Genomic DNA, 24,506 nt, shown 5'->3' on the forward strand with positions numbered 1-24,506 from the left:
GATTACGTCGAGATGTTCTACAACCCGGTGCGCAAAAATGTCAGGAACGGGATGCTGTCGCCCGTCGAGTTCGAACGGCAGCAGATTTTGAAAGCGGAAGGCGTCTAGAAAACTCGGGGCTATTCACCGGGCAAAATGAACGAACGACCAATCCAGACAGTTTTTGCCCATAACAGGACTTACCGGAGTGTCCCCAAAAGCCGTCATTGACGGCTGGGCTAAGCTATAATTCTTAAATGATTTGAACTACGAGTTTGCGCTAGCGGTTGTCACTTCTGCGAACCGGTGACAATCGCTCAACCCCGACACTGTACGCCGAGCAACGCCCTGATAGCGCTAGCCAGGGCCGTGATCCGCTCCGCAGCCTGCTCGATTGCAACGGCCGCTTCTTCTTGTGCGCCGTGATCCCCACTACCGGCCAAGAGCGCTACTGGACTGGCGTCTTCCATGATCATGCCGACCCTGGTGAAGAGCTGTGCGATCAGTTCGCGTGTGTCGTCGTCCATGGCGCTACCACGCCCTGACTGCGCCATGAAGTCCACCCGCAGCTTTGTCGCAGGGGGCACAATCCATTCGACTTCGTGTTCCTTCCGAGCATTGGTGTGTTCACTGAATCGCGGCCCTGACGAGGCGCCGCAGCCCTGACCGGCATGATCGGCAGGGCCTTGGGTGGTGGGAGCAGCAAGGGTGCTGCCCCCGCACAGGAGAACCACCCATGACCGAACCGACCACGACCAAGCGCCCCCGTCGCATGGCCCGCGAGGCCAAGCCTGAAGCTGCGAGCGCGCCGCCAGATGCCAAGCCGCAATCCAAGGCCGCGCTGGTCGAAGACTTGCTGCAGCGGAGCGACGGCGCATCACTCGATGACCTCTGCCAGGCCACCGGCTGGCTGGCACATACCTGTCGGGCGTTCCTCACCGGGCTGCGCAAGAAGGGCAAAGTAGTCGAGCGTAGCAAGCGCGAGGACGGCGTGACCATCTACCGCATGGCCCAACTTCAGGCTGCGGCCTGATGGGGAGGCAGCGCTACCTGAACCTCGCCCGGCTGGCCAAGCTGCCGGGCGAGGAGCTCAAGGCCGAGTGGGCGCGCCGTTATAGCGCGCCTGCACCGGGTCTCTCGCCCGACCTGCTGCGCCTCGGGATCGGTTACAAGCTGCAGGAGGTGAAGCTTGGCGGCGTAAGCCGGGGAACAAGGACCTTGCTGCGCCAGGTCGCAGCGCGGGCAGGGGAGGGTGAGAAGGGCAAGCCGCTGCCGAGGAAGCTCACCCCCGGGACCCGGCTGGTACGCGACTGGCGCGGGGTGGGCCACACCGTGATCGTGCTCGAGGACGGGTTCGAGTATGACGGCAAGCACTGGAAGTCGCTTACGGCCATTGCGAAGGCGATCACCGGGACACCGTGGAACGGCCCGCTGTTCTTCGGCCTGACCGCTCGGAAGAAGAAGGCATGAAGGTGCTGCGCTGCGCGGTCTATACCCGCAAGTCGACCGAGGACGGGCTCGAACAGGAGTTCAACAGCCTCGATGCGCAGCGCGAGGCCTGCGAGGCCTATATCACCAGCCAGCGGCACGAAGGCTGGACGCTGGTTCCCGGCAGATACGACGATGGCGGGTTCTCGGGCGGCAACATGGAGCGCCCCGGTCTCAAGGCGCTGCTTGCGGAGGTCGATGCCGGCAACGTCGATGTGATCGTCGTCTACAAGGTAGACCGCCTGACCCGCAGCCTTGCCGACTTCGCCAAGATCGTCGAACGCTTGGATGCACGCCAAGCGAGCTTCGTCTCGGTGACGCAGGCGTTCAACACCACCACCAGCATGGGACGGCTTACCCTAAACGTGCTGCTCTCCTTCGCGCAGTTCGAACGCGAGGTCACCGGCGAGCGGATCCGCGACAAGATCGCCGCGTCCAAGAAGAAGGGCATGTGGATGGGCGGTCCGGTGCCGCTCGGCTACCAGGTCTTCGAAAGAAAGCTCATCCGGGTGCCCGAGGAAGCCGAGCGGGTTCGAACGATCATGCGGCGCTACCTCGAGGTGCGCAGCGTTCCCGCGCTGATCGAGATCCTGCGCGCTGAAGGCGTGGTCACCAAAGTCCAGCATCGCACCAGCGGTCCCCACCGCGGCGGCATCCCGTTTGCGCGGGGTAGCCTGTTCCACTTGCTCAAGAACCCTGTCTACCGCGGCAAGATCGTCCACAAGGGCAAGGTCTACGACGGCGAGCATCAGCCCATCGTCGATGAAGGGCTATGGGATGCCGTGCAGGCCCAGCTTGCCGAAAAGGCACCGCCGAGGAAGCGGCCAACCAACGATTCGCAGCTCGCCATGCTGCGCAAGCTGATCACCGATCCCCATGGCCGGCCAATGGTCCCGACCTATGGCTCGAGCAAGGTCAAGCGTTACGCCTATTACGAGACCCGCAAGGACCTTGCGCGGCCCGGAGATGCACCAGGTCTTCGCTTCCAGCGCGGGCATCTCGAGCAGCACCTCATCCAGCACCTCGAGGAACTGCTTGGTGACGAACATGCCCTGCGCAGGCTGTCGGGCATCGAGGAGGCAGGAGCGCTGCGCACGATTTTTGCGACCGCGCATCTGCTCGCCCAGCAGTTGCGGCAGATCGGCAAGGCCGAACAAGCGCTGCGCTCGCTCGTCGCGGCGATCACGATTCGGACGGACTGCATTGAGGTCCTGCTCAATTCGGCACCGCTGGCAATCGAATCGGCTAACAGCGTCGCTTGGACTATCCCGCTTCCGCATAGCAGGCCGTTCCGGGAAGCGCGCTTGCGAATTGATGCCAACCCATCGTCCAGTGGCACATCGCCTGATCTCATCAACCTCGTCGCCGAGGCGATGGATGCCCAGCGCCTCGTACTGGCTTCACCCGAACTCAACCTTGCCCAAATCGCCAAGCGGGAAGGGCGCTGCCGGACCCAGCTGGCAAGGTTGCTGCGCCTCTCCTGGATAAGCCCGAGGATCATCGAGGCCATCGCTGGTGGCACCCAGCCCAAGGGCCTGACCCGGCGCGCGCTTCTGATCTGTGACATGCCGATTGACTGGGCCGAGCAGGAGCGCCAGTTCAGTCTCGCTGCCTGAGCCGAACATCAATCCAGCAAACGAGGGTGAAGCCGGGTTCTCGCGGGCAGAGAATCCGGCATAATTTTGGCCGAAGCACCAGATGGCAAGAGAGTCTCTGGCTTCACCGCGAATCGGATGCGCCGCCAAGGCTCGCGGAACTGCGCGAGTTCACGGCCACAGGGTGCCCGGAGGCATTTTCTTGTTAGCTAGAAAGACTGTTTGGTGCGGTCGAGAAGACTCGAACTTCCACGGGCTTTCGCCCACAACGACCTCAACGTTGCGCGTCTACCAGTTCCGCCACGACCGCTAAATCATCGAGGCCGCTGGGTGATTCCATCAGGAATTCTGCGCGCCCCGGGGGGGTAGGAGCGCGCCCTTAGCAAAGGGTCGGGAACTGGGCAAGCGCGTTTGGGCAGTAAAGTTTCGATTCCGGTCCGTTCTGCTCAGGCATAGGTAATAGCCCGTATTGCGGCTCGATCGAATTTGGCGTTCATCATCGCCGATGGAAGTGGTGTTTGCCTTGGTCCTTGCGGCGGCAACCCCGGTGGTGGCCGTTGCGAATGCTGCGCCGAACCAGGAGCGCGGCATCAAGGTCAGCGCGGTTGCCACGGCACAGATTTTGCGCGCCGAAACCTCCAGCCCTGATCCCGGCCCGCAAGCGACGACCCGCCAGGTTCGCCCGCAAGCGGACAAACGGACCGTGTTGATCGAATTCTACTGAGCCGCGGGGTCTGCCCCGCGCCTAGCTGCCCGGTTTCCATCCGAACTGCGCCTTGATGCCCGCCTTGGGCACATCGGTCAGCGCTTCGTTGACCGACACGGTTTCACCCGGGGCGAGCACGCGCTTGGGGCTCTGCACTTCGGCCGTATAGACCACGCGGCCCCTGGCGTCGCGCAGCAGGATCAGGATCGTGGGCACGCTGCGCGGTTCGGCCGAGATGTTGGTGATCGTGCCGTTGGCGTTGAAGAACCAGGTGTGATCGGCCAGCTCGTGGCGATCCTGCTGCTTGTCGGGGAATTCGAGCTTCAGGCCGGGCTGTTCCTCGGCAAATGGCTGCTGCGCGAAAGGCATCCAGTCGGGCAGGCCATACCAGGCGGTGGCCCCTACCGCGCCGAGCGCGACGACCGCAAAAATCACCGCCGCGATCGTCCACATCCGGGCCGGATTGCGGCGCGGGCGGAACGGCGGCTCATGTGCGAAACTGGAAGGCAGGCTGTCGTCAAGATCCGGGTCGGCATAGACCGGCGGCGGGGGAGTGGCTTCGTCTTCGCGAAAGCTGAGCGGCGGCGGAGCAAGATCGTCATAAAATGGCGGCGCCGCTGCATCCGGTTCCGGCAGGGCCGCCTCAGCCGGGGATGCGCGGGTTGGCTCAACCGCGGCCGTCGCTTCGGGTTCCGGCTCGTGCTCAACCGGCGGCGGCACCGGTTCGGCGGCGGGCGGCGGCGGTGCCGCCGGCGCGGGCGCAGCTGCTGGCGGTTCGTCCCGCCTGGCCGGAGCCGGTTCGGGATTTGCCGCGGGCACAGGCGCAGGCTGGGGGGGCGGGGCTGGCTGCGGCCCTTCCTGGAACCAGCTGTGCCGACACTTCGCGCAGCGCACCGTGCGACCATCCACGCCCACGGCGCTGTCCGGAACGACGTAACGCGTGGCGCAGGCAGGGCAGGCGATGATCATGACAAACTCGTTAAACATGTTGCCCCCCATCGCGGCAAGCACCTGATGGGGAAAGGAATGCGCCATTGCCCTTTTTTCCACATGGATTGGCGGCTATAGCCAGCCGGGCAATTTCGCAGACTGGATCGCATTCACCCCATGAACACCGCTGCCGAAGGGGAAATTGTCCAGTTTGACAATGTCGGCCTGCGCTATGGCACCGATCGCGAGGTGCTGAGCGACGTATCCTTTACGCTCTATCCGGGCAGTTTCTATTTCCTCACCGGGGCCAGCGGTGCGGGCAAGACTTCGTTGCTCAAGCTGCTTTATCTCGCCCAGCGGCCCTCGCGCGGGGCGATCCGGATGTTCGGCACCGATGCCATCACCCTGCCGCGCGAGCGTCTGCCGATGTTGCGCCGCCGGCTGGGCGTGGTCTTCCAGGACTTCCGGCTGGTTTCGCACCTGTCTGCCTATGACAACGTCGCCTTGCCGCTGCGCGTGGCGGGCGTGGCGGAAAAGGAACTTGTGAAGCCGGTTACCGACATGCTCGAATGGGTTGGACTGACCGAGCGGATGCACGCGCACCCGGCGCAGCTTTCGGGCGGCGAGCAGCAGCGCGTCGCGATTGCCCGCGCGGTAATTGCCCGGCCCGACATGCTGGTGGCCGACGAACCGACCGGCAACGTCGATCCTGACATGGCGATCAAGCTCTTGCGCCTGTTCGAGGCGCTCAACCGGCTCGGCACGACGGTGGTCGTGGCGACCCACGATCTGCACCTGCTCAAGAAGGTGCCGGATTCGCTGATCATGCGGCTTGATAAGGGGCGGCTGTCGGATCCCACGGGCGCGCTTCGTTATCCGCCGCGTCGTCCGGTCTTGCGAGAAGCGTGATGGAACTGAAGCTTCCCGACGCGCTGACCACGGGCCTGCGTTCGCTGGCCGACCGGGGCGAATCCGAACTGGTGCCGCAGACGCGCCTGGCCGGGCCGATGCCCTGGGTGATCGCGATCATGGTAGCGCTTACCGTGATTGCCGGGGCCGCGGGGCTTTCATTGTCCAATACGGCCCGCACGGCGTCGGACGAACTGTCCGGCGGGGTGACGGTCCAGATCATCGAGGCCAATCCGGTCGAGCGTGCGCGCCAGGCCGAAGCGGCCGCGAACAAGCTGCGCGAAACACCCGGCGTGATGGAAGCGCATGTCGTTTCGCCGGAAGAGGTCGAGCGCCTGATCGAACCGTGGCTTGGCGCGCGGGGTAGCGAGGACGACGCCATTCCGGTGCCCGCGCTCGTCGATGCGCGAATGCGCGATCCGGTGACGGGCGAGACGCTGGGCGCATTGCGGCGGCTGGTGCGCGAAGTGGCTCCTGCAGCGCGCGTCGATGCGCAGTCAACCTGGCTGAGGCCGGTGTTCGGCGCACTCGATTCGTTGCAATGGCTGGCGCTGGCGCTGGTCGCGTTGATCGCGCTGGCCATGTCGGCGGCTGTGCTGCTGGCCGTGCGCAACGCGCTGGGCGCCAATCGCGACACGATCGAGATTGTCCATTTGCTTGGCGGGACCGATGCCCAGATCGCCCGGATTTTCCAACGCTCGGTGGGTTTCGATGCGGCTGGCGGCGGCGCGGTCGGGCTGGCCCTGGGACTGGTCGTGGTCTTGTTGCTTGGCCGCCAGTTCTCTGGCCTCGGGGCCGGACTGGTGGACAGTGGCGCACTTGACCTGACCGACTGGCTGCTGCTCGCGTCGATCCCGCTGGCAGGCGTCGTTCTCGCGCTGGTCACGGCCAGGATCACCGTAATCCGATCGTTGGCGCGCATCCTGTGATGCGGCTGGCCCGCCTTTGCGCGATTATCCTGCTGGCATGGGCGCTGGGCTTCATGGCCTTTGCCTTGCGCCTACCGCAACCGGCGGGCGAGCAGGAAACCGAGGCCGTGGTGGTGCTGACCGGTGGCGCCGGGCGGGTCGATCGCGGGATTCAGGTGCTGCGCGATGGTTGGGCGCGGCAACTGTTCGTCTCGGGCGTCGACCACGAGGTGAAGCCGCACGAATTCGCCGCACAATACAAGGTTCGTTCGGCCCTGATGGCCTGCTGCGTGACGCTTGGCTTCGAAGCGACGGATACCAGGTCCAACGCATTGGAGACCGCAGCCTGGCTCAAGGCGCAAGACATCCATTCACTGCGTCTGGTAACCAGCGATTGGCACATGCGCCGCGCGGTGATGGAATTGCGCCGCGCCGCGCCGCGCGATGTCGAGATCGTGGAGGATGCCGTGCCGACCCGGCCGACCTGGCGCATCCTGTTCAAGGAATATCACAAGCTGATCGCGCGGGCGATCATCGGCAGTCTTGGAGTCTAGGATGCGCCCTCTCGATTTCTTGCGCAGCCTTGCCTTCTATCTGGCGTTCTATCTTGGCAGCATCGTGCTGGTCGCCTTTGCCGGGGCAATGACCCTTGCGCCGCGCCCGGTGTTCCGTTGGGCCGTTGGCAACTGGTCGGGCTGGCATCGGCTGTGCGCGCGCGTTCTGCTGGGCCAGAAGGTGCGGATCGAGGGTGAGATTCCGCCCGCCCCGGTGCTGATCGCGCTCAAGCATGAAAGCTTTTTCGAGGCAATCGACCTGCCGACGCTGCTCGATGCACCTGCGGTCTTCGCCAAGGCGGAACTCATGCGCATTCCGGTCTGGGGCTATGCGGGGCATCGCTATGGCCTGATCGAGGTCGAGCGCGAGGCCGGTGCCAAGGCGCTGCGGCGGATGATCGCGGCGGCAAGGGAACAGGTTGCCGAGGGACGTCCGCTTGCAATCTTCCCGGAAGGGACCCGCGTGCCCCATGGCACCACGCCTGAGATCAAGTCGGGCTTTGCCGGGCTCTACAAGCTGCTCGATCTGCCGGTGGTGCCGGTCGCCGTCGATTCCGGGCCGCTCTATCACCGCTGGATCAAGCGTCCCGGCACGATCACCTATCGCTTCATGCCGGCGATCCCGCCAGGCCTGCCTCGCGCCGAGGCCGAGGCCCGGGTACGCGCGGCGATCAATGCCCTGAACCCGCAATGAGCCCTGATCCGCAGAGTGAGGATGCCGCGCTGCGGAGTGTGCTCGCGGTGCTTGGTCCCGGCCTGGTCACTGGCGCGGCGGACGACGATCCGAGTGGCATTGGCACTTATAGTCAGGTCGGTGCGCAGTTCGGCTATGGCATGGCCTGGACGATGTTCTTCGGCTTTCCGCTGCTCGCCTCGATCCAGGCGATCTGCGCGCGGATCGGCGCGACGACGGGAAAGGGCATCGCGCAGAACCTGCGCCAGCACTATCCGCGCTGGCTGCTGCGCGCCGTGGTGATCCTGCTGCTGGTGGCCAACGTCATCAACCTGGGTGCGGACCTGGGGGCGATGGGGGCGGTGCTGGCGCTTGTCATTCCGGGGAAGGTGCTGGTCTATACCATCGGCTTCGGGGTGGTCAGCGTGCTGCTCGAGGTGTTCCTGAGCTATGACCGGTATGCGCGGATCCTGAAGTGGACCACGCTTTCACTGTTCTCCTATGTCGCGGTGGTGTTCGTCGCCGACGTGCCGGTGGCGGAGGCCGTGCGCGATACGCTGGTGCCCAACCTGCACCTTGGCCGCGACGAAACGATGGCCCTCGTCGCGATCTTCGGCACCACGATCAGCCCCTACCTGTTTTTCTGGCAGGCGGGGCAGGAAGTTGAGGAACAGCACCGCCGCCACATCAAGCCGCTGCACGTGACCGCAAAGGCGCGCGCCGGAGCGGAACTGAAGCGAATCCGCACCGATACGCTGGTCGGCATGGGCTTTTCGCACCTCACCGCGCTGTTCATCATCATTGCAACCGCGGCCACCCTCAATGCCCACGGCGTGACCGACATCACCAGCGCCGCTGACGCGGCAGAGGCACTGCGCCCCATCGCGGGCGATTTTGCCTTCGCGCTGTTCGCCGCCGGGATCATCGGCACGGGCTTGCTGGCGGTGCCGATCCTGGCGGGCAGCGCGGCCTATGCGGTCAGCGAGACCTTCGGCTGGACCGAGGGCCTGGGGCGCAAGCCGCGCGAGGCCAAGGCGTTTTACGGCGTGATCGCCGCATCGACGCTGGGCGGGATCGCGCTCAATTTCGTCGGGATCGATCCGATGCGGGCGCTCTACTGGGCGGCCGTGGTCAATGGCCTGCTTGCTCCGCCGCTGATGGTGGTGACCATGCTGATCGCCAGGAACCGCAAGGTGATGAAGGGCCTGGCCATATCCGGCTGGCTCGAATTTGGCGGCTGGGTCTCGACGGCGGTGATGTGGATCGTCGCTGCCATCTTCCTGCTGGTCTGAGCCGACTTAGCCGCTGTGATCGCTGCGCCCGAAGTCGGGCCGCGCATCGTCCTGGCCTTCCTCGATGATCGAACGGCGGATCGCGCGGGTGCGCGCGAAATGCCGGTACAGCGCATCGCCATCGCCCAGCCGGATCGAGCGTTGCAGCGCGGTCAGGTCTTCGGTGAAACGCTGGAGCATTTCCAGCACCGCATCCTTGTTCGACAGGAACACGTCGCGCCACATCGTCGGATCGGAAGCCGCGATGCGGGTAAAGTCGCGGAAGCCGCCGGCCGAATACTTGATCACTTCGCTCTGCGTCACGCCTTCAAGATCATCGGCGGTGCCGACGATGGTGTAGGCGATCAGGTGCGGCAGGTGGCTGGTGACGGCCAGCACCATGTCGTGGTGCTGCGCGGTCATCACTTCCACTCTGGCGCCCAGCGCCTCCCAGAAGGCGGAAAGTGCGGCAACCTTTGCCTGATCGGCGCCTTCAGGCGGGGTGATGATGCACCAGCGCTTCTGGAACAGGCTGGCAAAGCCCGCGTCGGGGCCGGAGCGCTCTGTCCCTGCAACCGGGTGGGCGGGGATCACGGCGACGCCCGGCAGAGCGTCGGCCAGCGCCTTGGCGACGGTCTGCTTCGACGAGCCGACATCGCTGACGATCACGCCATCGGCCAGCCCCGGCGCGATTGCGGCGGCGGCCGCGCTCATCGCGCCGACGGGGACGCACAGGATCACTAGGTCCGCCCCGGCCACGGCAGCGGCCGGATCGTCGAACACCTGGCCGACCAGGCCGCGTTCGGCGGCGCGGACGCGGGTTGCGTCGTCGGCATCCCAGCCAGTCGTCGCCACACCCGGCAGATAGGCCTGCACGGCAAGACCGGTCGAACCGCCCAGCAGGCCGAGCCCGATGATCGCGACCTTGTGGAACGTCACTTCGCGGCCTCCGCCATGTCGCGCAGGGCGAGGGCAATGTTGTCCATTTGGGCGGCGGTGCCGATGGTGATGCGCAAGGCATGGCCCAGTCCCTGGTTCGGCAGCCAGCGCACGATGTAGCCACGCTCCGCAAGGCCGTTGTAGGCGGCCTCGGCGCTCAGCTTGCCCTCGAACAGCACCAGCACGAAGTTCGCCTCGCTTGGCAGCGGACGCAGGCCGTGGTTGCCCAAGGCATTGAGCGCAGCGACAAAGCGGGCGCGCTCGGCGCGGTTGTGCTCGCGCGCATGGGCGACGAAGGCCTGGTCCTTCACCGCCGCCAGCGCCATCGCCTGCCCGCTGTTCGAAACGTTGAATGGCCCGCGAATGCGGTTGAGCGTGTCGATCAGCGCCGGCGCGCCAGTGGCCCAGCCGATGCGTTCGCCCGCGAGGCCATAGATCTTGGAAAAGGTCCGCGTGACAAGCACGTTGCCGTGGGCCTCGGCCAGCGCCAGCGCGCCGTCATCATCCACTGCGGCGACGTATTCGCCGTAAGCCTGATCGATCACCAGCAGCACGTCAGCAGGCAGCGCGGCGTGGAGCCGGGCAATGTCGCCCTTGGGCAGGTAGCTGCCGGTCGGGTTGTTCGGGTTGGCAAGGAAGATCACGCGGGTCTTATCGGTGACCAGCGCGAGCAGCGCATCGACGTCGGTGCCGTAATCGGCATCGGGCGCCACCACCGGCGTCGCGCCGCAGCGGCGCGCGGCGATATCGTAGACCGAAAAGCCATAGCGCACGTAGATCACTTCATCGCCGACCCCGGCATAACCCTGCGCGGCAAGGTGGAGCAGTTCGTCAGACCCCGTGCCCATGACGATGCGCTCTGGCGCAATGGCGTGCACTTCGCCGATTGCGGCACGCAGCGCCGTGCTATCGGGATCGGGATACCGTTCGGCCGGAGCCGCCTCGGCCCGCGCGGCCAGTGCCGCCGGGCTGGTGCCGAGCGGGTTCTCGTTGGCGGAGAGCTTGACCAGCGGACGTCCGTCCGCACCGGCGCTTTTGCCGGGGACATAGGCGTGGATTTCAGAGATCCAGGGTTTCGGAGTCGGTGCGTTGGCCATCGTGGCGACGCCCTTAGCAGGCTCTTGGCCGATTGACAGCCCGCTTGCCGCCCCCCATGTCGCGAAGCATGGCATCCGCCCCGATCCTTACTGCCAGTGATGTGCTCGAACTTGCCGCGCCGCTTCCCCTCGATGGCGGGCAGAGCCTTGAAGGCGTGCGCATTTCGCACGAGACCTACGGCACGCTCAATGCCGACAAGTCCAACGCGATCCTGATCTGTCACGCGCTGACGGGCGACCAGCACGTCGCCAGCCCGCACCCGATTACCGGCAAGCCGGGCTGGTGGGTGCGGATGGTTGGCCCGGGCAAGCCGATCGACACCGACCGCTTCTTCGTGATCTGCGCCAATGTGCTGGGCAGTTGCATGGGCAGCACCGGCCCGGCCAGCGCGGCGGCGGACGGCAAGCCCTATGGCATGCGCTTCCCCGTCATCACCATTCGCGACATGGTGCGCGGCCACGTGGCCCTGCTCGACGCGCTGGGGATCGAGCAGCTCCACGCCGTGGTCGGCGGATCGATGGGCGGGATGCAGGCGCTCAGCCTGGCGGCGAACTGGCCGACGCGCGCCCGCGCTGTGCTGGTGATCGCCTCTACCGCGCGCCACTCGGCGCAGAACATCGCGTTCCACGAAGTTGGACGTCAGGCGATCATGGCCGATCCGCAATGGCGCGGGGGCGATTACTATGCGCACGGCAAAGGGCCGGAAGCGGGCCTAGCCGTGGCGCGCATGGCCGCGCACATCACCTATCTTTCCGAAGAGGGGATGCACGACAAGTTCGGCCGCCGCCTGCAGAACCGTGATGCGAAGACTTTTGGTTTCGACGCGGATTTCCAGGTGGAAAGCTATCTGCGTCACCAGGGGATCAGCTTTACCGACCGGTTCGACGCGAACTCGTACCTCTATATCACCCGCGCGATGGACTATTTCGACCTCGCCGAGGAGCATGGCGGTTTGCTTGCCGAAGCCTTTGCGGGCAGCAAGGCGCGTTTCTGCCTGGTCAGCTTCGATACCGACTGGCTTTATCCCACCGGCGAGAGCCGCAACATCGCCCACGCCCTCAACGCCGCGGGCGCCCCGGTCAGCTTCGTCGAGCTGAGCGCCCCCTTCGGGCACGACAGCTTCCTGCTCGACGTGCCCGCGCTTGACCGCGTGATCGACGGGTTTCTGAAGCAATGAGCGTGCTGCGTCCCGACCTCAAGATCATCGCCGACAACGTCGCACCGGGCAGCCGCGTGCTCGACGTGGGGTGCGGCGATGGCGAGCTGATGGCGGCGCTGCGCGACCGGGCGCTGGTCGATGCGCGGGGCATGGAACTCGATTCGCTCAACGTGGCCGAATGCGTGGCGCGCGGGCTGTCCGTTATCCAGGGCGATGCCGATGCGGACCTGGGCTATTACCCCGATGCCTCGGTTGACTATGCAATCCTCAGCCAGACGCTGCAGACCACCAAGCGGCCCGACCTGGTGCTGGATGAACTGCTGCGGATCGGGCGCAAGGCCTTCGTCAGCTTTCCCAATTTCGCGCACTGGCGGGTGCGGCTGAGCCTGCTGTGGCATGGCAAGATGCCGGTTACGCGGTTGCTGCCGGTAGCCTGGTACGAAACCCCCAACATCCACCACGTCACGGTCAGCGATTTCCGCGATCTGGTGGCTGCCAAGGGCCTGCGGCTGGAGGGGGCGTGGTACCTCTCGGGCGACCGGGTAATCAGCGACACGGCGGCGAACTGGCGCGCCGAGCACGCCGTCTTCCTGTTGTCACGCTGAGGCGTCGTTTACCCGCAGCACGCTGTCATCGCGGGCCAGCACCCACAGGCTGAGCCCGGCGGCCCGCGCGCGTTCGACCGCGAGCGAGGTGGGAAGTGAGACGGTAACCAGCGTGCTGGCCCCGCCGCGCACGGCCTTTTCGACGATCTCATAGCTGCACCGGGCAGTGGATAGCACGAACCCGGGCGCAAGCGGGCGCCCCGCACGCGCCATCGCGCCGATCAGCTTGTCCATCGCGTTGTGCCGGCCGACGTCTTCACGCACGCAACCGATGATCCCGTTGCCATCCGCCCAGAGCGCGGCGTGGGCCGCGCCGGTTCGCTCCCCAAGCGGCTGGCGCGTCCGCAATGCGTCCAATGCCGTGAAGATTGCCGCGGGCTCGATTGCCGCATGTGCGGCGACCGATGGCAGGGGGCGCGCGACCTCTTTCAGATTGTCCATTCCGCACAGCCCGCAGCTCGATTCCGCAACCCGGGTTCGGACCCGCTCGGTCAACTTGTCGACGCCAAGGCCGGAAAGGTGCGCGCGCACGATCCAGCCTTCGGGCACTTCGGCAATGGCAATGTCCGATATTTCGGCGGCATCGGCCGCCAGCCCTTCGCACAGGGCAAAGCCGGTGGCGAAATCGTCAAGCTCAGCAGGGCTTGCCATCATCACGGCATAGGACAGGCCGTTGAATTCCAGCGCTACCGGAGCCTCGGGCACCCAGGTGCGCGTTACCGCTGCCTGGGTGCCGTTCGGCCTGAACTCCGTCAGCGGCGTGCTCACATCCGCTTGAGCGCGCAGAGCTTGTTCCCGTCGGGATCGCGCAGGTAGGCGAGGTAGAGGGTCATCGTGCCGCCATCGCGCACGCCCGGCGGATCTTCGATCGCCTTGCCGCCATTGGCCACGCCAGCCGCGTGCCAGGCGTTCGCCTGTTCTTCGGTTTCCATGGCGATGCCGATGGTCATGCCGTTGCCCGGCGTAGCCGGCTGGCCGTCGATCGGCTTGGTCACGAGGAACAGCCCGCCGTTGTACATGTAGATGAGGCGGCCCTTGTCATCCTCGATGCCGGGCTGACCACCGATCGCGGTGAAGGTTGCGTCATAGAACTTCTTGGACCGTGCGATGTCATTACTGCCGACCATCATGTGGGAATACATGGGCGCCTCTCCTTTTCAGTTGCGATTCGCTACGGGTAGCGGCTCGTTGGCGGCGGTCAAGCTGGCTTTCAACTCGCGTGCTTGCCGGCGGGCAGGAACAGGAACAGGATGAAGGCCAGCAGCGATCCGGTCGCCATCACCAGCGAGACATTCATCAGTCCGATCTGTCCGGCGAACAGCAGGCCCGCAAGATAGGGCGAAAGTGCCGCGCCGCCGCGCCCGACGCTGAGCGCAAAGCCTGTGCCGGTGGCCTTCGTATGGGTGGGATAGCTGGCTGCGAAGGCGGCATAGAAGCCCACGACTGCCGCGTTGCTGGCGAATTGCGAGATGATGACGGTCATGATCCAGCCCGAAAGCGTGGTCTGCCCCAGGCCAAAATAGACGATGGTGAGCACCGTTGCCGCAAGTGCCGCCAGTGTCGCCCGCTTGTTGCCGAACTTGTGCATCAGCCAGCCGAAGGTCGCCCCGCCCAGTGCCCCGCCAAGGTTGGCATAGGCCAGCACGCTGGCCCCTTCGGGTTTGGTGAAGTGCTGTCCGGCGAACGAGGGATCCGAAAGGATCACCGGGGTCATCTTGAGCACGTAGTAGAAAGTCAGCGCATGGGCCGCATAGCCTACCGATAGCACGATCGTGGCGCGCAGGTAGGCCGGCTTGAAAATGTCGGCCAGGCTGGCGTCGCGCGAATGGTCTGCCTGCGGGGGCAGCGACTCAATCCGCGAGTGGCCGAAGCGTCCGAGAATCGTGTTGATCCGCTCAAGGGCGCGAGCGGGGCGGGCCTGGCCCAGGAATGCCGGGGTTTCGGGAACGAACAGCAGAACCAGAGGAATGAAGACGACGGTAACGATCCCGCCGAACATGAACACTGCGCGCCAGTCATGCGTCTTGAGCAGGCTGGCGGCGATCAGGCCGCCGACGAAGGCACCCAGCGGATAGCCGATCACCATCATCGCCTGGGCAAAGCTGCGGCTCTTGCGGTTGGAGAGTTCGAACACCACCGCGTTGGTAGCTGCCAGCATCCCGCCGATGCCAAGCCCGGTCAGCACGCGCCAGGCCGAGAGTTCCTGCGGTGATGCGGCAGTTGTGGCGAGGAACATGCCCAGCCCCATGAAGACCAGGCAGGTGAGGATGGTGGGGCGGCGTCCGAACTTGTCGGCCGCGCCGCCGAGCAGGACCGAGCCGACGCCCATGCCAAGCAGCTCCATCGAGAGGACTGCGCCCAGGCCATCGGGGGCCAGGTGCCATTCCTGCTTGATCCCCGGTCCGGCGAAGGCACTGGCGAGGACGTCATAGCCGTCCAGCGCGTTGAGTCCGATCGTGATCAGCACGGCAACCCACTGGCGCAGGCTCATGCGCTCGTCGTCGATCACCTGCTGGAGGTCCTTCGCCATTTCCTGTCCTCTCCCTCTGCCGCGCGCCAATTCGTGCCTTGATTGGCTTATTCGTGAATGCGCGCGAGCAGCTCCATCAATGTCTTCACTTCGGCGTCGGTGAAGCGGCTCTTCACCCAGTTCTCGTGTTCGCGGATCGCGCGCTTGGCATCGGCCAGCATCTGCTCACCGGTCTTCGTCAGGAACAGCGCCTGCTTGCGCCCGTCGGTCGGCGATTTTTCCCGGCGCAGGAATTCGCGGGCCTGCAGGCGGTTGATGATCGTCATGGTCGTCGCGCGGTCCATGCGCAGGCGCTGGCCCAGATCGATCTGGGAAATGCCGGGGTGATCGTCGACCAGCCACATCACCGAAACCTGCTTTTGCGTCAGTTCCAGTTCGGCGAAGGTTTCGGTGAAATGGCGATAGCATGCCCCATGCGCGAGGCGGATGTGAAAGCCGATGATGTCGTTGATCTCACCCAGATCGCCGTCATCGTGCTCGACTGTCGTGATCGCCTCCAAGTCGCTTTCTCTCCGCCGCATAATTCTTGCCTATTTGTCAGTGGTGCATACAATCGCAGAAAACGCGAGGATGCAATGGCCCATTTTCCCGATTCCCCAAGTTTCACCGGATTCAACACGCCTTCGCGCATCGAGGCCGACATTGCCGACCTGGCCCATGTTGGTGAAATCCCGAAGGAGCTGAATGGAGCCTTTTACAGGGTCCAGCCCGATCCGCAATTCCCGCCGCGTCTGGGTGATGACATCGCTTTCAACGGCGACGGGATGATCACGCGCTTTCATTTCCACGATGGCCAGTGCGACTTCAAGCAGCGCTGGGCCAAGACCGACAAGTGGAAGCTTGAAAACGAAGCCGGCAAGGCCCTGTTCGGCGCCTATCGCAACCCGCTGACCGACGACGAGAGTGTCAAGGGCCAGATCCGGTCGACCGCCAACACCAATGCCTTCATTTTCGCCGGCAAGCTCTGGGCGATGAAGGAAGACAGCCCGTCGCTGCTGATGGACCCGGCGACGATGGAAACCTTCGGGTTCGAAAAGTTCGGCGGCAAGATGACCGGCGAAACCTTCACCGCGCACCCCAAGATCGATCCGCAGACCGGCAACATGGTCGCTATCGGCTATGCCGCCAGCGGGCTGTGCACCGACGATGTCACCTACATGGAAATCTCACCCGAGGGTGAGTTGATCCGCGAGGTGTGGTTCAAGGTGCCGTACTACTGCATGATGCACGATTTCGGGGTGACCGAGGATTACCTGGTCGTCCACATCGTCCCCTCGATCGGCAGCTGGGAACGGCTGGAACAGGGCAAGCCGCACTTCGGGTTCGACACCAGCATGCCGGTCTATCTCGGCGTGATCCCCCGCCGCGACAACGTGGCGGCCGAGGATATCCGTTGGTTCAAGCGCGGCAACTGCTTCGCCAGCCACGTGATGAACGCCTGGCAGGAAGGCACGAAGATCCACTTCGACATTCCCGAGGCCAAGAACAACATGTTCCCCTTCTTCCCCGATGTGAACGACGCACCGTTCAACGGGATGGAAGCGATGAGCTATCTGACCCGCTGGACGGTCGACATGGCCAGCAATTCGGACGAGTTCGACAGCATTACCAAGCTGACCGAAACCGCCGGCGAATTCCCCCGCATCGACGACCGGATGACCGGCCTGCCTTACCGCTATGGCTGGATGCTGGAGATGGACTATCGCCGCCCGGTGGAACTCAAGGGCGGCTCTGCGGGCGGCCTCTTGATGAACTGCCTGTGCCTGATCGATCACCAGACCGGCAAGGAACAGCACTGGTGGTGCGGCCCTGTGTCCAGCTTGCAGGAACCCTGCTTCGTTCCGCGCTCCAAGGACGCGCCGGAAGGCGATGGCTGGATCGTGCAGGTCTGTAACCGGCTGGAAGAACACCGCTCCGACCTCCTCGTGTTCGATGCGCTCGAGATCGAGAAGGGCCCGATCGCCACGATCAATGTGCCGATCCGGCTGCGTTTCGGCCTCCACGGCAATTTTGCCCCGGCGGACCAGATCGGGCTGGCAGCATGATCAAGCCCGGCCTCGAATTCGTCTATGAAGCGTCGGGCGATCTCGGCGCGCCGGTGCCGATTGGCGATACCGTCGATGGCGCGCGGCGGATCATTCCGATCTTTTCGGGCGGGCGGGTCGAAGGCCCGCTGATCCAGGGCAAGCTGATGGGCAATGCCGCCGACTGGCAGCTGACCCGGCCCGACGGCGTGACCGTGGCCGATGCGATCTATGCGCTGGAAACCGACGACGGCGTGATCATCCAGATCCGCAACAAGGGCCTGCGCCACGGCCCGCCCGAGGTGATGCAGCGCCTTGCTGCGGGCGAAGGAGTCGATCCGGCGGAATACTATTTCCGCACCGTGCCCGAATTCATCGCCCCCAAGGGCAAGTACGAATGGATGAACCGCTCGATTTTCGTCTGCTCGGGCGCGCGCTATGCGGCGGGGATCAAGCTGTGGGTCTGGCGGGTGACCTGATCACTCGATCACCAGTTCTACCAGGCTTGGCCCGCAGATGGCAAAGGTCCATTCCAGCGCTTCCTCAAGCGCTGCAACATCGGCCACGCGCCGGGCGGGCACGCCCATGCTTTCGGCCATGCCGACAAAGTCGATCCCGCCGATCTGCGTGCCGGGCAGGCTGTTCATGTTGAACACCTTGGCGAAGTGATCCAGCGCGGCGTAGCGTCCGTTGTTGAGGATGACGAAGCTGACGTCCGCACCCTGTTCGGCGGCGCTCCACAGGCCCTGGATCGTATACATGGCAGAGCCGTCACCGAGAAGCGCGATGGTCTTGCGGCTGCCGCTGCCGCGCGCCACGCCAATCGCGGCGGGCAAGCCATAGCCAAGGCCGCCGCTGGCGCAGGTGAAGAAGCCTTTTTCGCTAAGCACCGGCAAGTGATCATGCATCGGCCCGCGTGCGGTCGGGGCTTCCTCGACCAGAATCGAATCCTCGGGCCGCAGCGCGGCAAGGCGCGAGAGGACGTAAGGCGCACGCATCGCCACGGGCGGTTCGCTTGCGCGCGGACAGGGGGCGAGGGCAGGTCTTGCCTGCACGCTCGCGGCAAGGCTGGCGAGCCCCGCGCCGACATCGCCCAGCACGCCGATCCCGCCGGGGAGGTAGGAAAGGTGCTGCGGGTCTTCGCTCAGCACGCCCAGTGCGGCGTGTTCGGGCCAGTGCGGGCCGAAGCCCTCGGCGTGATAGGTGAACACCGGCGCGCCCGCGACGAGCAGCGCGTCGTAGGGGGTGAGCAGGGCCACGATTTCCTCGCGGAAGGCCGGCAGGAATCCGGCGAAGCGGGGATGGTCCTCGGGGAAGAGCTCGCGCGCGGCGAAGGGGGCGGCCCAGACGTCGGCTCCAGCCCTTCCGGCAAGGTCGATCGCGGCCTGCCAACCGCCGCAGCGTGCCACCCCGGTGCCGAGCACCAACGCAGGGCGGCTGGCGGTATCGAGCAGGGCGGCCAGCTTTGCGATTCCGGCGGGATCGGGCAGGGTCTTGAGGGTCAGCTCGGGCAGCACCGGCATCTCGCATTCCCGGTCCCAGTCATCGACGGGCACAGAGACGAAGACCGGCCCCATCGGCGGGGTTAGCGCGATGTGAAAGGCGCGCACCAAGGCGGCGGGCACGTCTTCGGCGCGCAGCGGTTCGGCCGACCACTTGACGAAGGGGCGCGGAAATTCGGTCGCCCGCTCGGCCCCCAGGAAGGGATCGAACGGCAGGATCGAGCGCGCCTGCTGGCCCGCCGTCACCACCAGCGGGGTGCCGTTGCGATAGGCGGTGAACAGGTTGCCCAGCGCGTGGCCCGTCCCGGCGGAGGAGTGCAGGTTGATCAGCGCGGGCCGCCCAGTCACCTGCGCATAGCCATCGGCCATACCCAGCACGACCGCTTCGTTGAGGCCGAGGACATAGTCGAACCCGTCCGGCAGGGCGCGCAGCATCGGCAGTTCGGTCGAGCCGGGATTGCCGAACAGTGCATCGACGCCGAAGTGGCGGAACACGGCAAAGGCGGCATCGCGGACGGTGACTTTTGACATCAGGCAGCTCGTTCCATCAGGCTTGCTTCATCGCTCTGTGCGCGGCGCGCGACCAGCAGCATCAGGATAACGATAGCGACCGCGACCACGTTGATCGAGAGCATCGAGGCGCGCAGGTTGCCCGTCGCATCGGACAGTACGCCCACCGCATAGGGCCCGATGCCAAGGCCAAGGATGGTCGAGACCAGCAGGTAGACGCTGGCGGTCATCCCCCGCATCCGCGGCAGGACCTGTTCGTACATGATCGCATAGAGCGGCGGTAGCCAGCCGGTCAGCACGACGGAATAGGCGACGAAGCGCCAGTAGAACGAGGTCGCGTCCCCGGCCCAATAGACCCAGAACGACAGCACCGGCGAAACCCCCATGCAGAACAGCGCGACATAGGCGCGTCCCACACCCGGAAACCGCTTTTGCAGCCAGTCCGAAAACGGTCCCCAGAACAGCGGGCCAAGGATGCCCATGCTGGCCGAGACGAGCCCGAATTGCAGCGCGGTGTCCTTCATCGAGAGGCCATAGTACTTCATCAGGAAGCTGGGGTTGAAGCTCATCATCCCGTAGTTCAGCACCGATTGCAGCGCACCGACCAGCATCACCATGATCAGCGTCGGCGAACGGGTGATGACCCGAAACGCCTGCGCATCGCTGGCGGCCATGTTCTGCATCAGGTTGACGATGACATAGAGCCCGAAACCGATGACACCCCACTGCAGTGCGTGCGGACTGATTTGCACGCCCCCGAAATCGAGCGGCGGGCGGGGCGAAAAGGAACTGCACAGTTCAACCAGTCCCCACATCGCCGCAACGATCAGGATTAGTGCGGCAAGATTGAATCGCCAGAATGCGGAAGACGCGCGCTTGCGGGCCAAGGCCATCCAGTTGAATCCGGGCACAACGGCAGCGAGAACGTCCCAACTGGCCTTGAACGGCGCGGGATCGGGCGGCGTGGCGATGCCGTCCATCACGCCGCGTTCGGGTTCGCGCAGGAACCACATGAACAGCGCGAGGACAAAGCCCGGCAGCGCCGCCATCAGGAAAGCGAACTGCCAGCCCCGAAGGCCGAAAGGCGCCATCGCGCTCTTGTCGGGGCTGAGACCCCACAGGCTGTCCCACCAGCTTGCGGCCATTCCGCCAAGGATCAGCGAACCGCCAAGGCCCAGCGCAATGGCCGAGGCCAGCATGGCCATCACGAAACCGCGCCTGGGCTTTGGCCAATAGTCATAGATCAGCGATGTACCGGCGGGCTGCGATGCGGCCTCGCCGATGCCGACGCCAAGGCGCGACAGGGCCAGCATCGCAAAGCCGCTCGCCAATCCGCCAAGCGCTGTTGCGGCTGACCAGAACGCGATCGCGATGCTGAGCAGCCGGTTGCGGCTCCAGCCGTCGGCGAGCCGCCCGAGCGGCAGCGAGAACAGGGCGTAGAACAGCGCGAAGACGGTGCCATAGAGCAGCCCCATCTCGGCATCGCCAATATGCAAGTCTGCCTTGATCGCGGGCGCGAGGATCGCCAGCACCTGCCGGTCGAGCAGGCTGACCGCGTTGGTCAGCGCGACCAGCAGCAAGGCATATTTCGCGCCCTTGGGGAGCGCGGTGGGGGCTTCCCCGCTCACAGGTTGAACCAGCGTTCCGCGTTGCTCTGGAAGAACTTCTTCTTGGTGGCATCGGAGACGGCCAGATTGTCCATCGCGCGCACTTCGTCCGGCACGTATTGATAGGGGTAGTCCATCGCGTACATCACGCGGTCTTCGCCCATCACTTCCATCATCAGCTTGACCGCCGGTTCCCAGCACAGTCCGCTGGTGGTGCCGAGGAAGTTGTTGCGGATGTAGTAAAACAGGTCGTGCTGCAGCGGCTTGAGACGGGCATAGCGCTGCGAGCGGATCCCGGCCTTGTGCATGTAATCGGTGCGATAGAGCCAGAAGGGCAGGGCTTCGAAGCCGTGTCCGGCCATGATCTGCAGGTTGGGATAGCGATCGAAGATACCGGTCGTGACGAGGCGCAGCAGGTGATAGCTGGTTTCGACGCCAAAGCCGAACACCGCGCCATCGAGCCCGGCATGGATCATGTCGCCCATCATGCTGTCGGGCAGGGTGGCCGGATGGATGTAAAGCGGCTGGCCGGTATCGGCGAGCGCGCGGAAGATCGGATCGAACTGTGGCTCGTCGAGATAGTGGCCCTGGGTGTGGCTGTTGATCTGCACGCCCTTGAAGCCCAGCTCGCTCGCGCCGCGGCGGATTTCCGCGGCAGACCATTCCGGGTCCTGCGGGGCGACGGCGGTCATGCCGATGAAGCGGTCCGGGTGGGCCTGGCAGCGTTCGGCCAGATAATCGTTGGCGCGCGCCGCGATGCCCTTGGCCTCGTTGACGTCGAGCATCGGCTGGACACCGGGTGAGGTGAGGGCGAGGATCGCCTTGTCGATCCCGGTCGCGTCCATGTGGGCGATGCGCTGATCGCCAACGTCGAGCAGGCGGTCCATGATCTGGGTCGCGCGTTCGCTGGGCGACTGGGCGTAAAAGCCCCAGAGCGAGACCATGCCCTGGTCGGCGGTGCCGTCCTTGACCATGCGCAGGAACACATCGACCTGTTCGCGCGTGGCGAAGGCTTCTTCGGTGGCGATGCGCAGGTAGCCCCGGTCGCCGCCGGTCTTGAGTTCGTGGGTCATGGTCTTCTCCCTCTCCTTGCCCCGCGCGGCCCTTGCCGCCGCTGCGGGGGCGGACATGGCGGCAAGTGCCGCCGCCAGTCCGATGTTTACTTCACGCCTGTGCATCACGCTTCGTGCACGGCCTTGGTGACCATGCAGGCCAGCACGCCCTCGATCCCGTCCTCGCTGCCGTGGCCGGACCATTTGACCCCGCCGAACGGCGAATCCGAACCGCCGACCATGGTGGTGTTGATCCCGACCATCCCGGCCTCAAGCCGCCGCGCCAGGCGCTTTTGCCGGGCAGCGTCGCGGGTCCAGGCATAGGCGGCCAGGCCATATGGCAGGCGGTTCGCCTCCTTGATCATCGCGGCTTCATCAACATAGGGGTTGATCAAGGCGATCGGGCCGAACGGCTCTTCGTTCATGATCCGCGCTTCAAGCGGCACTTCGGACAGGACCGAGGGAGCATAGTAATAGCCCTGGTTCGCGCCCTGCAGAGCCTCGGGGCGGCCGCCTCCGCAGCCCAGCTTCGCACCCTTGGCAACGGCGTCCTTGATCAGCGCGTCGATCGCCTCGGGCCGGCGCGGGTTGGCCATCGGACCCATCTGCGTGCCGTCTTCAAGGCCGTTGCCGACCTTCACCGCCTTGGCGCGGGCGATGAACCCGTCGCGGAACGCCTCGAACACGCTGTCTTCGACGATGAAGCGCGTCGGGCTGACGCAGACCTGCCCGGCGTTGCGGTACTTGTGCGGGACGACGGTGTTGAGCACCTGCTCAAGGTCGCTGTCGGCGAACACCAGCACCGGGCCATGGCCGCCCAGTTCCATCGTGGTGCGCTGCATGTTCTCGGTTGCCAGGCGGGCAAGATGCTTGCCAACCACGGTCGAACCGGTGAACGAAAGTTTGCGGATGATCGGACTGCCCAGCAGATGGCGGCTGACCTCATCGGGCACGCCGAACACGGCCTGCGCCACTTCGCCGGGAAGCCCCGCATCGAGCAGGCACTGCAGCACAGCGAGGGCGGAGGCCGGCGTTTCTTCCGCGCTCTTGAGGATCACCGAGCAGCCCGCCGCGATTGGCGCGCCCAGCTTGCGTCCCACATTGCCAATCGGGAAGTTCCACGGCGCGAAGGCCGCGACCGGGCCGACCGGTTCGTGCGTCACGGTGGAACGCATCCCTTCCGGGCGGACCAGCGTGCGGCCATAGAGGCGGAAGACCTCGCCCGCATAGAAGTTGAACAGGCCGACGTTCATCATCACTTCAAGCCGGCTTTCGGTAAGCGGCTTGCCCTGTTCCATGGTGGCGATCCGGGCGATTTCCTCCTGCCGCTCCAGCATCAGCCGCGCCGCGCCCTGCAACACGGCGGCGCGCTGCTGCGGCGTCGAATCCCGCCAGATTTCAAAGCCCCGCTGGGCTGTTTCAAGCGCCCGGTCGAGGTCGGCGGCATCGGCCAGCGGCAGTTCGCCCAGCACTTCGCCGGTGGCGGGATTGATGACGGCGTGCGTGCGGCGCGAGCCACCGGAAACGCGCGTTCCGTCGATGATCATGGAGAGGGCGGGATATTGCGACATATTCGATTACTCCGTCACCCCGGTCTTGATCCGGGGCTCCGCTTGGTTACCGCACCCCGCGGGAAAACGGGACCCCGGATCGAGTCCGGGGTGACGCGGATTTGCAGACAACTTACGCCTTCGCCTTGGCGTTTTCGCGGTCGATATCGCCCTGCCAGCGCTCCGCCACCATTTCCTTGCCGGTGATCGGGTGCTTCATGTGGAACGGCAGCAGCTTGTGGGTGGGCCACAGCCAGTGATCCTCGATCAGCGAGTCCGGGCCGCTGGGGTCTTCGGGGTAGAGCACCTTGGGGAAGGGCACATATTCCTGCGGGGTGTTCGCCCAGCCGCTTTCGAAGTCAGCGTGCCAGTGCGGGAAATAGTTCAGACACTTGATCCGCCACTTGCCATCGTCGCCCTTGACGTAGGTGTTCTCGTAAAGGCCACCTTCCCACCACTGGCGGGCCTTGAGGTGCGGTTCGTTGCCTTCGTAATCCTTGTGGCGACCGGCCTGCATGGTCGAACGGCCGCGCAGGCGGGCGGTCTTGCCGTCGGCATCGATGTCGATGATCGTCTGGATCTGCGGGTGATCGAGCAGGAAGCCGTCGATCGGACCGTTGTTGCCATAGGTGAAGCGCTTCTGGAACCGCTCGACATAGAGGCGGCGGACGCCTTCCTTGCCCTTCCACACGCCGCCGAAGAAGCGCACTTCGCCATCGTCGGCGAACAGGTCGACCACTTCGTTGTACATGCATTTGTCGATCAGGTAGCCATAGAGGTACTGGAGCTTCTTCACGTCCAGTTCGTCTTCGCGCACGGTCAGGCGCTGTTCAACTTCTGCGAGTTTGGCTTCGAGGGCTGCAATACGGTCTTCGGACATCCGACTCTCTCCAGATGATTGTATGTTATGCTTACAA

26 protein-coding genes and 1 tRNA gene are annotated in these 24,506 nt (G+C 65.0%); 13 read left to right on the forward strand and 14 right to left on the reverse strand.

Features of this window, described 5'->3' with window-relative positions; all coding sequences use genetic code 11:
- Window positions 1-296: 296 nt before the first annotated feature.
- Window positions 297-506: a hypothetical protein gene (locus ACE3SN_RS07430; RefSeq protein WP_374528874.1), complete on the reverse strand. Its 210-nt coding sequence runs from the start codon at window positions 504-506 to the stop codon at window positions 297-299.
- 209 nt (window positions 507-715) lie between these two features.
- Here ACE3SN_RS07430 and ACE3SN_RS07435 point away from each other — a divergent pair, with 209 nt between their 5' ends.
- Genes ACE3SN_RS07435 through ACE3SN_RS07445 form a run of 3 tightly spaced genes read left to right on the forward strand, consistent with a single transcriptional unit; the run spans window position 716 to window position 3,083 of the window.
- Window positions 716-1,012, forward strand: a complete 297-nt coding sequence (locus ACE3SN_RS07435; RefSeq protein WP_374528876.1) for a DUF3489 domain-containing protein — start codon at window positions 716-718, stop codon at window positions 1,010-1,012.
- Window positions 1,012-1,449 (forward strand): DUF2924 domain-containing protein, encoded by a 438-nt coding sequence (locus tag ACE3SN_RS07440; RefSeq protein ID WP_374528878.1) that lies wholly within the window; start codon window positions 1,012-1,014, stop codon window positions 1,447-1,449. The genes ACE3SN_RS07435 and ACE3SN_RS07440 overlap by 1 nt, the downstream gene beginning before the upstream one ends.
- Entirely contained in the window at window positions 1,446-3,083 is a 1,638-nt protein-coding gene (locus ACE3SN_RS07445) for a recombinase family protein (protein WP_374528880.1), read from the forward strand. Before ACE3SN_RS07440 ends, ACE3SN_RS07445 begins: the two co-directional genes overlap by 4 nt.
- A gap of 202 nt (window positions 3,084-3,285) precedes the next feature.
- On the opposite strand, the gene ACE3SN_RS07450 is transcribed toward ACE3SN_RS07445, so the two are convergent.
- Window positions 3,286-3,372: transfer RNA gene (locus ACE3SN_RS07450), tRNA-Leu, on the reverse strand.
- A gap of 159 nt (window positions 3,373-3,531) precedes the next feature.
- Between ACE3SN_RS07450 and ACE3SN_RS07455 the strand changes: the two genes are divergently transcribed.
- The gene (locus ACE3SN_RS07455) at window positions 3,532-3,786 is read left to right on the forward strand and encodes a hypothetical protein (RefSeq protein WP_374528882.1); all 255 of its coding nucleotides are present in this window, start codon (window positions 3,532-3,534) and stop codon (window positions 3,784-3,786) included.
- A gap of 21 nt (window positions 3,787-3,807) precedes the next feature.
- Here ACE3SN_RS07455 and ACE3SN_RS07460 read toward each other — a convergent pair whose 3' ends face one another.
- On the reverse strand, window positions 3,808-4,755 hold the full coding sequence (locus ACE3SN_RS07460; protein WP_374528884.1) for an MJ0042-type zinc finger domain-containing protein: 948 nt from the start codon (window positions 4,753-4,755) through the stop codon (window positions 3,808-3,810).
- Between the two features lie 120 nt (window positions 4,756-4,875).
- Here ACE3SN_RS07460 and ftsE point away from each other — a divergent pair, with 120 nt between their 5' ends.
- Genes ftsE through ACE3SN_RS07485 form a run of 5 tightly spaced genes read left to right on the forward strand, consistent with a single transcriptional unit; the run spans window position 4,876 to window position 9,034 of the window.
- Entirely contained in the window at window positions 4,876-5,607 is a 732-nt protein-coding gene (ftsE, locus tag ACE3SN_RS07465; protein ID WP_374528886.1) for a cell division ATP-binding protein FtsE, read from the forward strand.
- On the forward strand, window positions 5,607-6,536 hold the full coding sequence (locus tag ACE3SN_RS07470) for a cell division protein FtsX (RefSeq protein ID WP_374528887.1): 930 nt from the start codon (window positions 5,607-5,609) through the stop codon (window positions 6,534-6,536). The genes ftsE and ACE3SN_RS07470 overlap by 1 nt, the downstream gene beginning before the upstream one ends.
- Window positions 6,536-7,069, forward strand: coding sequence for a YdcF family protein (locus tag ACE3SN_RS07475; protein ID WP_374528889.1), 534 nt, complete (start codon window positions 6,536-6,538; stop codon window positions 7,067-7,069). The genes ACE3SN_RS07470 and ACE3SN_RS07475 overlap by 1 nt, the downstream gene beginning before the upstream one ends.
- Before the next feature lies 1 nt (window position 7,070).
- On the forward strand, window positions 7,071-7,763 hold the full coding sequence (locus ACE3SN_RS07480) for a lysophospholipid acyltransferase family protein (RefSeq protein WP_374528891.1): 693 nt from the start codon (window positions 7,071-7,073) through the stop codon (window positions 7,761-7,763).
- Window positions 7,760-9,034 carry an NRAMP family divalent metal transporter gene (locus tag ACE3SN_RS07485; protein WP_374528893.1) on the forward strand — a complete coding sequence of 425 codons (1,275 nt, stop codon included), beginning with the start codon at window positions 7,760-7,762 and terminating at the stop codon, window positions 9,032-9,034. The genes ACE3SN_RS07480 and ACE3SN_RS07485 overlap by 4 nt, the downstream gene beginning before the upstream one ends.
- 6 nt (window positions 9,035-9,040) lie before the next feature.
- On the opposite strand, the gene ACE3SN_RS07490 is transcribed toward ACE3SN_RS07485, so the two are convergent.
- Window positions 9,041-9,952, reverse strand: coding sequence for a prephenate/arogenate dehydrogenase family protein (locus tag ACE3SN_RS07490; RefSeq protein ID WP_374528895.1), 912 nt, complete (start codon window positions 9,950-9,952; stop codon window positions 9,041-9,043).
- Window positions 9,949-11,049 carry a histidinol-phosphate transaminase gene (gene hisC / locus ACE3SN_RS07495; RefSeq protein ID WP_374528897.1) on the reverse strand — a complete coding sequence of 367 codons (1,101 nt, stop codon included), beginning with the start codon at window positions 11,047-11,049 and terminating at the stop codon, window positions 9,949-9,951. The genes ACE3SN_RS07490 and hisC overlap by 4 nt, the downstream gene beginning before the upstream one ends.
- A gap of 68 nt (window positions 11,050-11,117) precedes the next feature.
- Here hisC and ACE3SN_RS07500 point away from each other — a divergent pair, with 68 nt between their 5' ends.
- Together ACE3SN_RS07500 and metW are read left to right on the forward strand one after the other, a co-directional pair.
- Window positions 11,118-12,227, forward strand: a complete 1,110-nt coding sequence (locus ACE3SN_RS07500) for a homoserine O-acetyltransferase (RefSeq protein WP_374528899.1) — start codon at window positions 11,118-11,120, stop codon at window positions 12,225-12,227.
- Complete coding sequence (gene metW, locus ACE3SN_RS07505; RefSeq protein WP_374528901.1) at window positions 12,224-12,814, forward strand: methionine biosynthesis protein MetW; 591 nt, start codon at window positions 12,224-12,226, stop codon at window positions 12,812-12,814. Before ACE3SN_RS07500 ends, metW begins: the two co-directional genes overlap by 4 nt.
- Here the strand turns inward: metW and fdhD are convergent.
- From fdhD to ACE3SN_RS07525, 4 genes are all read right to left on the reverse strand, one after another.
- Window positions 12,806-13,582, reverse strand: coding sequence for a formate dehydrogenase accessory sulfurtransferase FdhD (fdhD, locus tag ACE3SN_RS07510; RefSeq protein ID WP_374528903.1), 777 nt, complete (start codon window positions 13,580-13,582; stop codon window positions 12,806-12,808). The two genes, metW and fdhD, sit on opposite strands and share 9 nt — an antisense overlap.
- On the reverse strand, window positions 13,579-13,956 hold the full coding sequence (locus ACE3SN_RS07515) for a VOC family protein (protein ID WP_374528905.1): 378 nt from the start codon (window positions 13,954-13,956) through the stop codon (window positions 13,579-13,581). Before ACE3SN_RS07515 ends, fdhD begins: the two co-directional genes overlap by 4 nt.
- Window positions 13,957-14,024: 68 nt before the next feature.
- Complete coding sequence (locus ACE3SN_RS07520; RefSeq protein ID WP_374528907.1) at window positions 14,025-15,344, reverse strand: MFS transporter; 1,320 nt, start codon at window positions 15,342-15,344, stop codon at window positions 14,025-14,027.
- A gap of 47 nt (window positions 15,345-15,391) precedes the next feature.
- Entirely contained in the window at window positions 15,392-15,844 is a 453-nt protein-coding gene (locus ACE3SN_RS07525) for a MarR family winged helix-turn-helix transcriptional regulator (protein WP_374528909.1), read from the reverse strand.
- 75 nt (window positions 15,845-15,919) lie between these two features.
- Here ACE3SN_RS07525 and ACE3SN_RS07530 point away from each other — a divergent pair, with 75 nt between their 5' ends.
- Together ACE3SN_RS07530 and ACE3SN_RS07535 are read left to right on the forward strand one after the other, a co-directional pair.
- The gene (locus ACE3SN_RS07530; protein ID WP_374528911.1) at window positions 15,920-17,389 is read left to right on the forward strand and encodes a carotenoid oxygenase family protein; all 1,470 of its coding nucleotides are present in this window, start codon (window positions 15,920-15,922) and stop codon (window positions 17,387-17,389) included.
- The gene (locus ACE3SN_RS07535) at window positions 17,386-17,847 is read left to right on the forward strand and encodes a DUF3237 domain-containing protein (protein ID WP_374528912.1); all 462 of its coding nucleotides are present in this window, start codon (window positions 17,386-17,388) and stop codon (window positions 17,845-17,847) included. Before ACE3SN_RS07530 ends, ACE3SN_RS07535 begins: the two co-directional genes overlap by 4 nt.
- Here ACE3SN_RS07535 and mdlC read toward each other — a convergent pair whose 3' ends face one another.
- From mdlC to ACE3SN_RS07560, 5 genes are all read right to left on the reverse strand, one after another.
- Window positions 17,848-19,401, reverse strand: coding sequence for a benzoylformate decarboxylase (mdlC, locus tag ACE3SN_RS07540; RefSeq protein WP_374528914.1), 1,554 nt, complete (start codon window positions 19,399-19,401; stop codon window positions 17,848-17,850).
- Complete coding sequence (locus ACE3SN_RS07545; protein WP_374528916.1) at window positions 19,401-21,008, reverse strand: MFS transporter; 1,608 nt, start codon at window positions 21,006-21,008, stop codon at window positions 19,401-19,403. Before ACE3SN_RS07545 ends, mdlC begins: the two co-directional genes overlap by 1 nt.
- Window positions 21,005-22,060, reverse strand: a complete 1,056-nt coding sequence (locus ACE3SN_RS07550; protein WP_374528918.1) for an amidohydrolase family protein — start codon at window positions 22,058-22,060, stop codon at window positions 21,005-21,007. The genes ACE3SN_RS07545 and ACE3SN_RS07550 overlap by 4 nt, the downstream gene beginning before the upstream one ends.
- A 104-nt stretch (window positions 22,061-22,164) precedes the next feature.
- Entirely contained in the window at window positions 22,165-23,610 is a 1,446-nt protein-coding gene (locus ACE3SN_RS07555; protein ID WP_374528920.1) for an NAD-dependent succinate-semialdehyde dehydrogenase, read from the reverse strand.
- Window positions 23,611-23,722: 112 nt separating this feature from the next.
- Window positions 23,723-24,469 carry a nuclear transport factor 2 family protein gene (locus tag ACE3SN_RS07560; protein WP_374528922.1) on the reverse strand — a complete coding sequence of 249 codons (747 nt, stop codon included), beginning with the start codon at window positions 24,467-24,469 and terminating at the stop codon, window positions 23,723-23,725.
- Window positions 24,470-24,506 lie beyond the last annotated feature (37 nt).

Origin of the sequence: Novosphingobium sp. (assembly GCF_041915465.1) — a bacterium.
Classification (GTDB): Bacteria; Pseudomonadota; Alphaproteobacteria; order Sphingomonadales; family Sphingomonadaceae; genus Novosphingobium.